The sequence below is a fragment of the Pseudomonas rustica genome (assembly GCF_049959085.1).
In the GTDB taxonomy this organism is placed as follows: Bacteria; Pseudomonadota; Gammaproteobacteria; order Pseudomonadales; family Pseudomonadaceae; genus Aquipseudomonas; species Aquipseudomonas rustica.
On sequence record NZ_CP188200.1, the window covers coordinates 5,517,501 to 5,530,625 of the forward strand.

Annotated in this window: 13 protein-coding genes; 10 read left to right on the top strand and 3 right to left on the bottom strand. The window is 59.2% G+C overall.

Annotated features, from left to right (window positions below):
• Window positions 1-50: 50 nt before the first annotated feature.
• On the bottom strand, window positions 51-1,271 hold the full coding sequence (locus ACP3TY_RS24990) for a CaiB/BaiF CoA transferase family protein (RefSeq protein ID WP_053116419.1): 1,221 nt from the start codon (window positions 1,269-1,271) through the stop codon (window positions 51-53).
• Window positions 1,272-1,284: 13 nt separating this feature from the next.
• The gene (locus ACP3TY_RS24995; RefSeq protein ID WP_426618724.1) at window positions 1,285-2,466 is read right to left on the bottom strand and encodes an acyl-CoA dehydrogenase; all 1,182 of its coding nucleotides are present in this window, start codon (window positions 2,464-2,466) and stop codon (window positions 1,285-1,287) included.
• Window positions 2,467-2,624: 158 nt separating this feature from the next.
• Here ACP3TY_RS24995 and ACP3TY_RS25000 point away from each other — a divergent pair, with 158 nt between their 5' ends.
• From ACP3TY_RS25000 to ACP3TY_RS25045, 10 genes are all read left to right on the top strand, one after another.
• Window positions 2,625-3,524 (top strand): LysR family transcriptional regulator, encoded by a 900-nt coding sequence (locus ACP3TY_RS25000; RefSeq protein ID WP_426618725.1) that lies wholly within the window; start codon window positions 2,625-2,627, stop codon window positions 3,522-3,524.
• A 434-nt stretch (window positions 3,525-3,958) separates the two neighbouring features.
• Window positions 3,959-5,080, top strand: a complete 1,122-nt coding sequence (locus tag ACP3TY_RS25005) for a Re/Si-specific NAD(P)(+) transhydrogenase subunit alpha (RefSeq protein ID WP_122604768.1) — start codon at window positions 3,959-3,961, stop codon at window positions 5,078-5,080.
• A 15-nt stretch (window positions 5,081-5,095) separates the two neighbouring features.
• Entirely contained in the window at window positions 5,096-5,416 is a 321-nt protein-coding gene (locus ACP3TY_RS25010; protein ID WP_003187417.1) for an NAD(P) transhydrogenase subunit alpha, read from the top strand.
• Complete coding sequence (locus ACP3TY_RS25015; RefSeq protein WP_008081130.1) at window positions 5,416-6,849, top strand: NAD(P)(+) transhydrogenase (Re/Si-specific) subunit beta; 1,434 nt, start codon at window positions 5,416-5,418, stop codon at window positions 6,847-6,849. The genes ACP3TY_RS25010 and ACP3TY_RS25015 overlap by 1 nt, the downstream gene beginning before the upstream one ends.
• A gap of 214 nt (window positions 6,850-7,063) precedes the next feature.
• Window positions 7,064-8,557 carry an acetyl-CoA hydrolase/transferase family protein gene (locus ACP3TY_RS25020; protein ID WP_426618726.1) on the top strand — a complete coding sequence of 498 codons (1,494 nt, stop codon included), beginning with the start codon at window positions 7,064-7,066 and terminating at the stop codon, window positions 8,555-8,557.
• Window positions 8,558-8,878: 321 nt separating this feature from the next.
• Window positions 8,879-9,094: a DUF1127 domain-containing protein gene (locus tag ACP3TY_RS25025; protein WP_053116413.1), complete on the top strand. Its 216-nt coding sequence runs from the start codon at window positions 8,879-8,881 to the stop codon at window positions 9,092-9,094.
• Window positions 9,095-9,470: 376 nt separating this feature from the next.
• Window positions 9,471-9,788, top strand: coding sequence for a DUF2388 domain-containing protein (locus tag ACP3TY_RS25030; protein ID WP_008081137.1), 318 nt, complete (start codon window positions 9,471-9,473; stop codon window positions 9,786-9,788).
• Between the two features lie 107 nt (window positions 9,789-9,895).
• Window positions 9,896-10,213 (top strand): DUF2388 domain-containing protein, encoded by a 318-nt coding sequence (locus ACP3TY_RS25035; protein WP_053116412.1) that lies wholly within the window; start codon window positions 9,896-9,898, stop codon window positions 10,211-10,213.
• 42 nt (window positions 10,214-10,255) lie between these two features.
• A complete protein-coding gene (locus tag ACP3TY_RS25040; RefSeq protein WP_007911662.1) occupies window positions 10,256-10,576 on the top strand; it encodes a DUF2388 domain-containing protein in 321 nt (106 codons plus the stop codon).
• Entirely contained in the window at window positions 10,573-12,534 is a 1,962-nt protein-coding gene (locus tag ACP3TY_RS25045) for a DUF4105 domain-containing protein (protein ID WP_400650721.1), read from the top strand. Before ACP3TY_RS25040 ends, ACP3TY_RS25045 begins: the two co-directional genes overlap by 4 nt.
• 95 nt (window positions 12,535-12,629) lie before the next feature.
• Here the strand turns inward: ACP3TY_RS25045 and ACP3TY_RS25050 are convergent, their stop codons facing one another.
• Window positions 12,630-13,085, bottom strand: a complete 456-nt coding sequence (locus tag ACP3TY_RS25050) for an anti-virulence regulator CigR family protein (RefSeq protein ID WP_426618727.1) — start codon at window positions 13,083-13,085, stop codon at window positions 12,630-12,632.
• Window positions 13,086-13,125 lie beyond the last annotated feature (40 nt).

A 13,125-nucleotide genomic window follows, 5' to 3' on the forward strand; every position in this document is an offset into this window, starting at 1 on the left:
TGCACCTATATAAAGGAAGCAACGTGATCCCTTCTTTATAGAAGGGATCTTTAGAGCACCCCAGCCGCCTTCAGCTCAGCCACCGCACCCGCGCCCAAGCCCAGCACACCTTGAAGAACCTCCAGCGTATGCTCACCCAATAAAGGAGGGGCGCGCCGATACTCAACCGGTGTCTGCGACATGCGGATAGGGCTGGCCACTTGCGGCACCATTCCCGCCAGTGCGTGCGGCAGCTCTATCGCCAGACCACGCGCCTTCACCTGCGGATCCTCGAACACCTGCGACAGATCATTGATCGGCCCACAAGGCACGCCCGCCTGCTCCAGCTCGGCAACCCACTCGGCAGTCGTCTTGAACACCGTCGCCTGGCGAATCAGCGGAATCAACACCGCCCGGTTCGCCACCCGCAGCTTATTAGTAGCGAAGCGCGGATCGTCAGCCCACTGTGGCTGCCCCGCCACTTCGGCAAACTTGCGGAACTGCCCGTCGTTACCCACGGTAAGAATGAAATCGCCGTCGGCCGTAGGAAAGTCCTGATAAGGCACGATGTTCGGATGCGCATTACCCAGACGCTTAGGCGCATTGCCCGTGGTCAGATAATTCATCGCCTGGTTGGCCAGACACGCAACTTGCACATCCAGCAACGCCATATCGATGTGTTGGCCGCCCCCGTCGTGATCGCGATGTGCCAACGCCGCAAGAATCGCCACCGTCGAATACAGACCGGTAAGAATATCCGTCAACGCCACACCGACCTTTACCGGCCCGGCACCCTCATCACCCTCGGGACGACCAGTCAGGCTCATCAGCCCGCCCAACCCCTGAATCATGAAGTCATAGCCAGCGCGCTTGGCATACGGCCCGGTCTGGCCGAACCCGGTGATCGAGCAATAGATCAGGTTCGGATTGATCGCCTTCAGCGATTCATAGTCCAGCCCATACGCCGCCAGACCACCGACCTTGAAATTCTCGATAAGGATGTCCGACTTCGCCGCCAGCTCGCGCACCAGCTTCTGCCCCTCAGGACGAGTGAAGTCGATAGTCACCGATTGCTTGTTGCGGTTGGCCGACAGGTAATAAGCCGCTTCCGAGGTGTTCTCGCCATAAGCGTCTTTAAGGAAGGGCGGCCCCCAGGCGCGCGTGTCGTCACCATTACCCGGGCGCTCAACCTTGATCACTTCGGCGCCAAGGTCGGCGAGGATCTGCCCGGCCCACGGCCCGGCCAACACTCGCGATAAATCCAGTACCCGCAGATGCGACAGCGCGCCCATGGTCGCTCTCCTATTAATAGAACGCCTGCAGACCGGTTTGCGCACGACCCAAAATCAGCGCGTGAACGTCATGAGTACCTTCATAGGTATTCACCACTTCCAGGTTGACCAGGTGACGGGCCACGCCGAATTCATCGGAGATACCGTTGCCGCCCAACATGTCGCGCGCCATACGGGCGATGTCCAGCGACTTGCCGCAAGAGTTGCGCTTCATGATCGAAGTGATTTCGACCGCAGCGGTACCTTCGTCCTTCATGCGACCCAGACGCAGGCAGCCTTGCAGCGCCAACGTGATCTCGGTCTGCATGTCGGCCAGTTTCTTCTGGATCAACTGAGTAGCGGCCAATGGGCGACCGAACTGTTGACGATCCAGCGTGTACTGGCGAGCGGTGTGCCAGCAGAACTCGGCAGCGCCCAGTGCGCCCCAGGAAATGCCGTAGCGCGCAGAGTTGAGGCAAGTGAACGGGCCTTTCAGACCGCGCACGTCCGGGAAGATGTTCTCTTCCGGTACAAACACGTTGTCCATGACGATCTCGCCGGTAATCGACGCACGCAGGCCGACCTTGCCGTGAATCGCCGGAGCGCTCAGGCCTTTCCAGCCCTTCTCCAGGACGAAGCCACGAATGTCGCCGGCATCGTCCTTACCCCAGACCACGAACACGTCGGCCATCGGGCTGTTAGTGATCCACATCTTCGCGCCGGTCAGGCTGTATCCGCCGTCGACTTTGCGGGCCCGAGTAATCATCGCGCCCGGGTCGGAACCGTGGTTTGGCTCGGTCAGACCGAAGCAGCCGATCCACTCGCCGGAAGCCAGTTTCGGCAGGTATTTCTGTTTCTGTGCTTCGGTGCCGAATTCGTTGATCGGTACCATTACCAGCGACGATTGCACGCTCATCATCGAGCGATAGCCGGAGTCGACCCGCTCCACTTCGCGAGCAATCAGGCCGTAGCTGACGTAGTTGAGGCCGCTGCCACCGTACTGCTCAGGGATGGTCGCGCCCAACAGGCCGACTTCGCCCATTTCGCGGAAGATCGCCGGATCAGTCTTCTCATGACGGAAAGCTTCAAGAACACGCGGCGCGAGCTTCTGCTGAGCGAACTGCTCGGCGGTGTCGCGGATCATGCGCTCTTCTTCGGTGAGCTGTTGATCCAGCAGCAGGGGATCGATCCAGTTGAAGCTAGCTTTACCGCCCATGAGTGTGTCCTCGTAAATCGGGTGAATTAACGTGGCATTGATCCTAGGCGCGGTTCGCCGTCGCGGCAAACGAGGATTTCGCATTGTGTTGTGCTAATTTCTCACTCCGAAACGTCGCGAAATGCCTTTTATGCGGCGCATTAGTGAGGTTGACGTACATGCGCAGGAAGATCCCCAGCACCACCGCCCTGATCAGCTTCGAAGCCGCCGCACGTCACGAAAGCTTTACCCGCGCCGCCGAAGAACTTTCTCTCACCCAGGGTGCGATTTGCCGACAAATCGCCAGCCTTGAGGAATTCCTCAGCGTCGAACTGTTCCGGCGTTCGCGACGAGGAGTGAAACTGACCGAAGCAGGACTTTCCTACAGTCGTCGGGTCGCAATGCAACTCGATGCGGTTGAGCGCGACACCCTCTCGGTGATGGGCCAGCAAGGCACCAATGTGATCGAACTGGCGGTGGTGCCGACGTTCGGCACGCAATGGTTGCTACCTCGCCTGAAGGATTTCCAGCTCAAGCACCCGGAAGTCACGGTCAACCTGACCAACCGCACGCGGCCCTTCCTGTTTGCCGACACTGAGTTCGATGCGGCGATCTACTTCGGCGACGCCGATTGGTCGGGTACCGAATCCCACAGGCTGATGGGTGAAAATCCAATGCCGGTGTGCAGCCCCGCCCTACTCGGCAACAAGACGCTTCTGACAGCCGATGAGATTGCCGATCTGCCGCTGCTGCAACAAACCACTCGCCCTTATGCCTGGCGTCAGTGGTTCAACTCGCAACACATGAATATCCCCCGCGACATGACAGGTCCGCGCTACGAGCTATTCTCCATGCTCGCCCAAGCGGCCATGCACGACATGGGGATTGCGCTGATTCCACCGTTTCTGATTCAGCGGGAATTGGCGGAGAAACGCCTGGTAATTGCCAACCCGCAGGCACTCTCCAGCATCAAAGCCTATTACTTGATGATTCCCGAACGAAAGGTCGAATCGGCGTCTCTGAAGGCTTTTCGTGACTGGCTGGTAAATCAGGCACAGAGCTACAGCCTTGAAGGCTAAAGGCTTTCAGCATTTGCTGACCTCGTAGTCAGAAAAACAAAAGCCCTACAGATATAACTATTTGTCGCATATGCACAGACTGTATCCGAAAGTCGTACAGACGTCCTACAAGCGCCTGCGGACGTGGCTTTGAGCCTCCATTCACGACGCATTGCGGCCTATTCACGTCACCGATGAGAAATTTTTACATATTGCGCCAGAATCCTTGCAGGGCACGGCCTGTAAGGGATTCGACCGTGCATGTGCGACATTCGGTCACGGCATGACTTGTAGTTAATTTTCCGTCACCCGTCATAATCCCTTGAAGGGCATAAAGTTCGCCTGCAAAATGCCGCGCCCCGCCCTGATTTGGCGGGATCGTGCTGATCGGCCGCCCCAGTCGCACCATCCGTAGTGCATGGGTTTACTCAATAAGATCACGCAGGAGATTTGACGTGCACATTGGTGTTCCTCTCGAAACCCAGACCGGTGAAACACGGGTTGCTGCAACCCCGGAAACCATTAAAAAGCTGATCAGCCAAGGTCATAAGGTCACTGTGCAAACCGGCGCCGGCGTTAAAGCCAGTGTGGTCGACAGTGCCTATGAAGCGGCAGGCGCAACCATTGGCAGTGCCAATGACGCGTTTGGCGCCGAGCTGATTCTCAAAGTGGTCGCGCCAAGCGATGCCGAACTGACGCTGATCAAGCGCGGTACGGTATTGGTCGGCATGCTCAACCCGTTCAACAACGAAACCATCGCGAAGATGGCCGAGTGCGGCATTACCGCGTTCGCCCTCGAAGCGGCGCCGCGCACCTCGCGCGCGCAGAGTCTCGATGTGTTGTCGTCGCAGGCGAACATTGCCGGCTATAAGGCTGTGTTGCTGGCCGCCCACCATTACCCTCGCTTCATGCCAATGCTGATGACCGCTGCGGGCACCGTGAAAGCGGCGCGCGTACTGATTCTTGGCGCCGGTGTGGCCGGGTTGCAGGCAATTGCCACGGCGAAACGTCTGGGTGCGGTGATCGAAGCGTCCGACGTGCGTCCGGCGGTAAAAGAGCAGATCGAATCCCTCGGGGCGAAGTTCGTCGACGTGCCTTACGAGACCGATGAAGAGCGCGAATGCGCCGTCGGTGTCGGTGGTTACGCGCGGCCAATGCCGGCGAGCTGGATGCAGCGTCAGGCCCAGGCAGTGCACGAGCGCGCCAAGCAGGCTGACATCGTCATCACCACCGCGCTGATTCCGGGCCGCAAGGCACCGACGCTGTTGAGCGCGGACACCGTGGCGCAGATGAAACCGGGTTCGGTGGTCATCGACCTCGCGGCGGCTCAGGGCGGCAACTGCCCGCTGACCGTGGCTGATCAGGTCGTGGTCGAGAATGGCGTGACCATTTGCGGCCCGACCAATCTGGCCGGCGAAGTCGCTGCAGACGCTTCGGCACTGTACGCACGCAACCTGCTGGACTTCCTCAAGCTGGTCTTCACCAAAGAAGGCCAGTTCGACGTCAACCTCGAAGACGACATCGTCGCCGCGTGCCTGATGTGCCGCGACGGCCAAGTCATCCGCAAAAACGCCTAAGCAGGGATTCAGACGATGGAAGAGCTTATCTCCCCCGGTATCTACAACCTGATCATCTTCGTGCTGGCGATTTATGTCGGTTACCACGTGGTCTGGAACGTTACACCTGCGCTGCACACGCCGTTGATGGCGGTGACCAACGCGATCTCGGCGATCGTGATTGTCGGCGCCATGCTCGCGGCGGCACTAACTGTCACGCCGCTGGGCAAAACCATGGGCACCCTCGCCGTGGCACTGGCCGCGGTCAACGTGTTCGGTGGCTTCCTGGTCACCCGCCGCATGCTTGAGATGTTCAAGAAGAAAGCCCCGAAAGTAAAAGAAGAGGCGCCGAAGTAATGAGCATGAATCTCGTCACGACGCTCTACCTGATCGCGTCGATCTGCTTTATCCAGGCCCTCAAAGGCCTGTCGCACCCGACTACTTCGCGGCGCGGCAACCTGTTCGGCATGCTCGGCATGGCCTTGGCCATCCTGACCACCGTCGGCCTCATCTATAAGTTGGGCGCTGAGCTCGCGACTGCCGGTATCGGTTACGTCATCGTTGGCCTGTTGGTCGGCGGCACGGCCGGTTCGATCATGGCCAAGCGCGTTGAAATGACCAAGATGCCGGAACTGGTCGCCTTCATGCACAGCATGATCGGCCTCGCGGCAGTGTTCATCGCCATCGCTGCGGTGGTTGAGCCGCAATCGCTGGGCATCGTTAAACAGCTGGGCGACTCGATCCCGGCGGGCAATCGTCTGGAGTTGTTCCTCGGCGCTGCCATCGGTGCAATCACCTTCTCCGGTTCGGTGATTGCGTTCGGCAAGCTGTCGGGCAAGTACAAGTTCCGCCTGTTCCAGGGCGCACCGGTACAGTTCACCGGTCAGCACAAGTTGAATGCGGTACTGGGCCTGGCGACACTGGCGCTCGGCCTGACCTTCATGTTCACCGGCAACCTCACCGCGTTCGCGCTGATGCTGGCGCTGGCGTTCGTGATGGGCGTGCTGATCATCATCCCGATTGGCGGTGCAGACATGCCGGTCGTGGTGTCGATGCTCAACAGCTATTCGGGATGGGCGGCGGCAGGTATCGGCTTCTCGCTGAACAACTCGATGCTGATCATTGCCGGCTCGCTGGTGGGTTCGAGCGGTGCGATCCTCTCGTACATCATGTGCAAGGCGATGAACCGTTCCTTCTTTAATGTACTGCTCGGCGGTTTCGGCAACACAGCCGATGCAGGCCCTGCGGGTGCGAAAGAAGCCCGTCCGGTAAAATCCGGTTCGGCTGACGACGCGACTTTCCTGCTGACCAACGCCGACACCGTGATCATCGTGCCGGGTTATGGCTTGGCAGTAGCGCGTGCACAACATGCGCTGAAAGAGCTGACCGAGAAGCTGACCCACCGTGGCGTGACCGTGAAGTACGCGATCCACCCGGTTGCCGGCCGTATGCCGGGGCACATGAACGTTCTGCTCGCCGAGGCCGAAGTGCCTTACGATCAGGTGTTCGAGATGGAAGACATCAACTCCGAGTTCGGCCAGGCCGACGTGGTGTTGGTACTCGGCGCGAACGACGTGGTCAACCCGGCCGCGAAGAACGATCCGAAGTCGCCGATTGCCGGCATGCCGATTCTCGAAGCGTTCAAGGCCAAGACCATCATCGTCAACAAGCGCTCGATGGCCAGCGGCTATGCCGGCCTGGACAACGAACTGTTCTATCTGGACAAGACCATGATGGTGTTCGGCGACGCGAAGAAAGTCATCGAAGACATGGTTAAAGCGGTCGAATAATTCCCCGCTGCAACACCGAACGCCCCGACTTGTCGGGGCGTTTTTGTTTGCGCAAACAGTCGGACAATTTGCCGCGTTGTTGCAGATCCAGTAACGGTGTTTTACTTGAAACCCGCTGAATAGACGTCTCGTTTGCGACCTTGGTAGCGGGACAGGCGCCCGTCAAATTCACTAGACTGCGCATCCTGCTACTCGCTTCCCGAGATAATAATCCATGTACCGTGACCGTATTCGCCTGCCTTCGTTGTTGGACAAAGTGATGAGCGCCGCCGACGCAGCCGCTCTGATTGAGGACGGCATGACCGTTGGCATGAGCGGCTTCACCCGTGCCGGCGAAGCCAAAGCCGTCCCTCACGCATTGGCCGAGCGCGCCAAGGTCACGCCGCTGAAGATCAGCCTGATGACCGGCGCCAGCCTGGGCAACGACCTCGACAAGCAATTGACCGAGGCCGGCGTGCTGTCGCGGCGCATGCCGTTCCAGGTCGACAGCACTTTGCGCAAGGCGATCAACGCCGGCCAGGTGATGTTCATCGACCAGCATCTGTCGGAAACCGTTGAGCAACTGCGCAACCAGCAACTGAAGCTGCCGGACATTGCGGTCATCGAAGCCGTGGCCATCACCGAACAGGGCCACATCGTGCCGACCACCTCGGTGGGCAACTCGGCGAGCTTCGCGATTTTCGCCAAACAGGTGATCGTCGAGATCAACCTGGCGCACAACGCTAATCTCGAAGGCCTGCACGACATCTATATCCCGACCTACCGCCCAACGCGCACGCCGATCCCGCTGGTAAAAGTCGACGACCGCATCGGCAGCACGGCGATTCCGATTCCGCCGGAGAAGATTGTCGCCATCGTCATCACCCAACAGTCGGATTCGCCGTCCACCGTGTCGACGCCGGACGTCGATACCAACGCCATCGCCGAGCACCTGATCACCTTCTTCAAGCAGGAAGTCGACGCCGGGCGCATGACCAACAAGCTCGGCCCGTTGCAGGCGGGGATCGGCAACATTGCCAACGCAGTGATGTGCGGCCTGATTGACTCGCCGTTCGAAGACCTGACCATGTACTCCGAAGTGTTGCAGGATTCGACCTTCGACCTGATCGACGCCGGCAAGCTGAGCTTTGCTTCGGGCAGCTCGATCACCTTGTCGGAGCGCCGCACCAGCGACGTGTTCGGCAATCTCGAGAAGTACAAGGACAAACTGGTACTGCGTCCACAGGAGATCTCCAACCACCCGGAAGTGGTTCGTCGTCTGGGCATTATCGGGATCAATACGGCGCTGGAGTTCGACATCTACGGCAACGTCAATTCCACCCACGTCTGCGGTACGCGGATGATGAACGGCATCGGCGGTTCGGGCGACTTCGCGCGCAATGCGCACCTGGCGGTGTTCGTGACCAAGTCGATCGCCAAGGGCGGCGCAATTTCCAGCGTGGTGCCGATGGTCAGCCACGTTGACCACACCGAGCATGACGTCGACATTCTGGTGACCGAAGTCGGCCTGGCCGACCTGCGTGGCCTGGCGCCACGGGAGCGCGCGCGGGTCATCATCGACAACTGTGTGCACCCGGACTTCCGCCAGGCGCTCAACGATTACTTCACGGCGGCCTGTGCGATCGGTGGTCACACCCCGCACATCCTGCGTGAAGCGTTGAGCTGGCACATGAATCTGGAAGAAACCGGGCGCATGCTCGCGGTGTAATTCACACAGATAAACCGCTGATGCAAACACAGTTTGTGTCAGCGGACTCTCGCAAGTCCCCCGCCTTACAAAAACTGTACTGCTGTACTGGTCATTTCCTACAGCATTTGCCAACCTTTCCTGACGAATTGAGCAAAAACGCACTACTTAAGTGCGGATAGGTACAGTTTGCTCTATTTCGACCCGTACACCGCCTATAAACAGTTAACTGGTCACTCACAATACAGTTGAACTGTATCTAGAGAGACTAGGCAAACGAGAGGATCATGGGCACCAGTCAAACCACTACCTGATCCCGCCACAAGCGGAAGGATGTCAACCATGGAACGTACACTCAGTTCCGAACTGTTCTTCGAAGACAAAGCTGCAAAAAACCAGGCTTCCATGCCTCTGCGCGTTCTTGCCAACCTGATGTTGTGGCAGCGCCGCATCTCCAGCCGCCACCAATTGGCCCGTCTGGATTCGCGTTTGCTGGCTGACGCCGGTATCAGCGAAGCTCAACGCTACGAAGAGCTGAGCAAGCCATTCTGGCGCTAAGCAGCGTCGCTGGCTCTGGTCGTTAGACCCACCGCCAGCAACCCGAATTGCACAAACGAAACCCGTCGTGGGAAACCACGACGGGTTTTGTCGTTTCAGCCCCTGAAAAACCCAAACCAGTACAGTTCAAATAATTCTAAATCAGACCATTACAATTGTAGGAGCTGCCGAAGGCTGCGATCTTTTGATCTTGAAAATCCAAAGCAAAAGATCGCAGCCTTCGGCAGCTCCTACAGGTTTTTCGTCTGGATGCTGGTTTGGCGAACGCATCTGCGCCTAATATCCACACAGAACGTGGCGAATGATGCGCAACAGGCGTCTGACTCCTCAGATACCGAGCCACCTCTCAATACGGTTTATTCACAGGAGTTACATCATGTCCCGTCTTCGCCTGCTCAGCGCTGCTGCCCTTCTGGCCGTTGCTGCCAACGCCAGCGCCACCAGTTTCATCGTCACCACCGACGCCGTCGTCGGTGCGCTGAAATCTTCGTCCGACGCCACTTCCGATGTGACCTCGTCGTTCCGTGACGACAAAATCGTCCTCGCTGCCCGTGATGACGCGGCCAGCTTCGTCGCTACCCAAGGCGATATCCGTGGCGTGAAACTGGAAAGCGCGCTGGATCACATCCGCCACCAGGCTCCACAACTGAACGCGACCGACGCAGAGCTGGCTCAGGCCATCCTGACGATCTAAGCGATTCGAGCATTGCGGGACACGCCAGCCGTGTCCCGATGTTTCGAGACTGGCTCTGGCCCGGGCATTGCGCTAGCCTTGCGGCTCGCTAACAGTTACCGAGTCCGATGCGTTTTCTTCCAAATCTGCTGATCCCTTCCGTATTGCTGAGCGCCTGTTGGGCGACGTCGGTCGATGCCTATGATGCTTTCAATGCGTCGACCCAAGGCATTGTCGTCAGTGGTTACGCCACCAGCATGGTGTCTTCCGCGCCTTTCGACCGTAAACTGCTGTTCGCCGCTCACGATGACGCGGCAGCGTTCGTGGCCAGTGACGGCCAATTGCGCGGGGCGCAGCTGGAATCCGCGCTGAATTATCTGCGTAAAAAACGGCCGAAACTTCATGTCTCTGACCTTGAACTGGCAGAAGCAATTCTCGTCCAATAGTTAACCCAGCCCTTAGTTAACCTGTCCCTCCGGAGTCGTTCCATGCGTAGCCCGCTGATTGCTGCCGCCCTTGGCCTGTTTTTGTTGGCCGACGTGGCCCAGGCGCACACCCTGGTAGCCACCAGTAACATCATCGTTCGTGCCTCCCAGCGCACCATCGATTTCACCTCCGACACCACCACCTCGATCCGCGACTCGAAAATCATCCGCGAAGCGCACGATGACGCCGCCAGCTTCGTCGCCACCAACGGTGATATCCGTGGCGCGCACCTTGAAGCCGCCCTCAACACATTGCGCACGCGCGTCCCGGAAGCCCGCGACGCCAGTGATCAGGTACTCGCCGAAGCCATCCTCGCACTGTGAAGTCACTCGGCGCCTGGCTGCTGGCCGGCGCGTTGTTGCTACTTGGCAACAGCGCCCACGCCGGCCTGCAATTGCGGCTCAAGACCGACGGTCTGAGCCCCGCCCAACAACAGGCCAGCCAGGCGCTGATCGATGAGGCGATGCAAAAACTGCCGCCGAGCTTTATCGAGCGGCTGGATCGGCGCATCGATGTCGGCTGGACTGACGACATGCCCGCCAACGCCTACGGCCAGGCGACGCTGGTTGCCGAACTCGATCTGAACCGCAAACTGCTCGCCGGCCTCACCGATGGCAGCGCCGCGAAAGAAAAAACCAATCGCCCCCACGGCACTGTGCGCCAGGAATTGCTCGCCACCGTGCTGCACGAAATTACCCACATTTATGACCGCGCCCGCTTGTGGCCGGACGCCGAGCGCACGCTGATCCAGCGTTGCACCCGCCGCTTCAACAGCGCCGGATTGATCGGCATCCCCGATGAATGCCGTGGCCAGAACGGCCGTCGCTTTACCCTCAGCGATGATCCGCGCTTGCTCGACCTCGCCGGTTGGCAGCAATACGTCGGCCGTCGCGGTGAGCGTGAGCAGCACAATCGGCAGATCGCCCGCAGCCCCGATCTCTACGAGATTTCCAGCCCGAAAGAGTTCGTCGCGGTCAACATGGAGTACTTCCTCCTCGACCCGAGCTACGCCTGCCGCCGCCCCGCGCTGTACCGCTATTACCAGCAACATTTCGGCTGGGCGCCACCGGCCAAAGACACTTGCAGCAAGACCTTCGCGTTTTTGAACGCCGGTAACGACTTCGCCAAGCAGCCACTGGGGCACGTCGATCCGGAGCGGGTTTACGCGGTTGATTACTTGCTCGCAGAGGCCAATCAGAACTGGGTCAGCCGCTGGGGCCACAGCATGTTGCGCCTGGTGATCTGCGCGCCGGGCCGTCCGCGTGGGCCGGATTGCCGACTCGATCTCGATCAGCATCTGGTGCTGTCGTACCGCGCCTTTGTCGGCGATGTGCAGTTATCGAGCTGGGACGGACTGGTCGGTAAATACCCCTCACGGCTATTCGTACTGCCGCTTGCGCAGGTGATCGACGAATACACCAAGACCGAATTGCGCAGCCTCGCTTCCGTGCCGATCAACCTGTCACGGGAAGAGATCGAAGGCGTGGTCGAACACGCTGCCGAGATGCATTGGAGCTACGACGGCAACTACTTCTTCCTCTCCAACAACTGCGCGGTGGAAGGTTTGAAACTGTTGCGCAGCGGCAGTGATAACAGCCGGTTCGTTGGACTCGACAGCATCATGCCCAACGGCTTGCTGGAAGTGATGAAGGGCCGTGGCCTGGCGGATACCAGCGTCCTCGATGATCCGAAAGAAGCGCTGCGTCTGGGTTATCGTTTCGACTCGTTCCGCGATCGCTATCAGGCGATGTTTGATGTGTTGAAGAAGCAGCTGCCGATCAAACAGACCACCGTTGAGGAATGGCTGTCGCTCACCGCCGAAGAACGCCGCGAGTGGTTCGAGCGTGCGGATCTGCGCACCAGCGCCGCCTTGTTGTTGCTGGAGCAGGCGAGTTATCGACGTCAGTTGTTGTTGGCTCAGGATGAGGTCAAGCAGCGCTACCTCGGCGCGCGCGAGCTGGAGAACGGCGGCATGGACAAGGCCAACGCGACGCTGCAGGAAATCCTCGCCAACAGTGGTTTCCTCAGTCGTCCGGCGGAGCTTCTTGATAGTCGTGGTTATGGGTTGCCACAGCCGAGCGAGTTCAAGCGACTGGAAGATGAAAGCAGCCAGCGGCAGAAGAAGTTGCTGGTGCTGTCGGGTGATCTGGACGCGGAAGTGCGCAAGTTGCTGGAGCCGAAACGCGCTGCCGAGATTGCGGCGAGTGAGGAGAATGTGAAGCAGATTGGTGCGCATCTGCGCAAATTGCACAAGGCATCGGGTGGACTTGAATTGCCTTGAAAGCAAAAGATCGCAGCCTGCGGCAGCTCCTACAGGGATTTGTGGATATTCCTGTAGGAGCTGCCGCAGGCTGCGATCTTTTGACTGACTAACGATTAATACAGCACGCCATCGAGGATTTCGTACACGATCCCGGTGCCCACCGCGATCAGCACGATATCGCCCCCCGTCCGGCGCCATTCGTAGCCCGGATACACCGGCAAGCGACCCAACGCGCGACTGTCCAGACGCTCGCCGTAATAGCCGTGCGGCAGCGGCCGGCCACGCTCCAGATGAATCCCCGGAGGCGGCGGTGCACCGCGTACAAAGTAGCCATGATTGTCACGAATGGTCTGGCGCACCGGGCCGAAGTCGTGCGGTGGCGGGCCGCCACGATGGTCGTTCTGCGGGCCACGGTGATCGTCGCGATGATCATCACCGTGGTTATCGTAATGGCCCTGCGACGGGCCGCCGTGGTCGTGATCGTCGCGCTGATCGGCGCTGGCCAGCAGCGGCGTTGCACTGAGCATCAGTACGCCCAATCCGGCTATCAGACGTTTCGGCATTTTCATCGGGTCTTTCCTCACGGCACAAACAGCAAAAAGGGCTGCA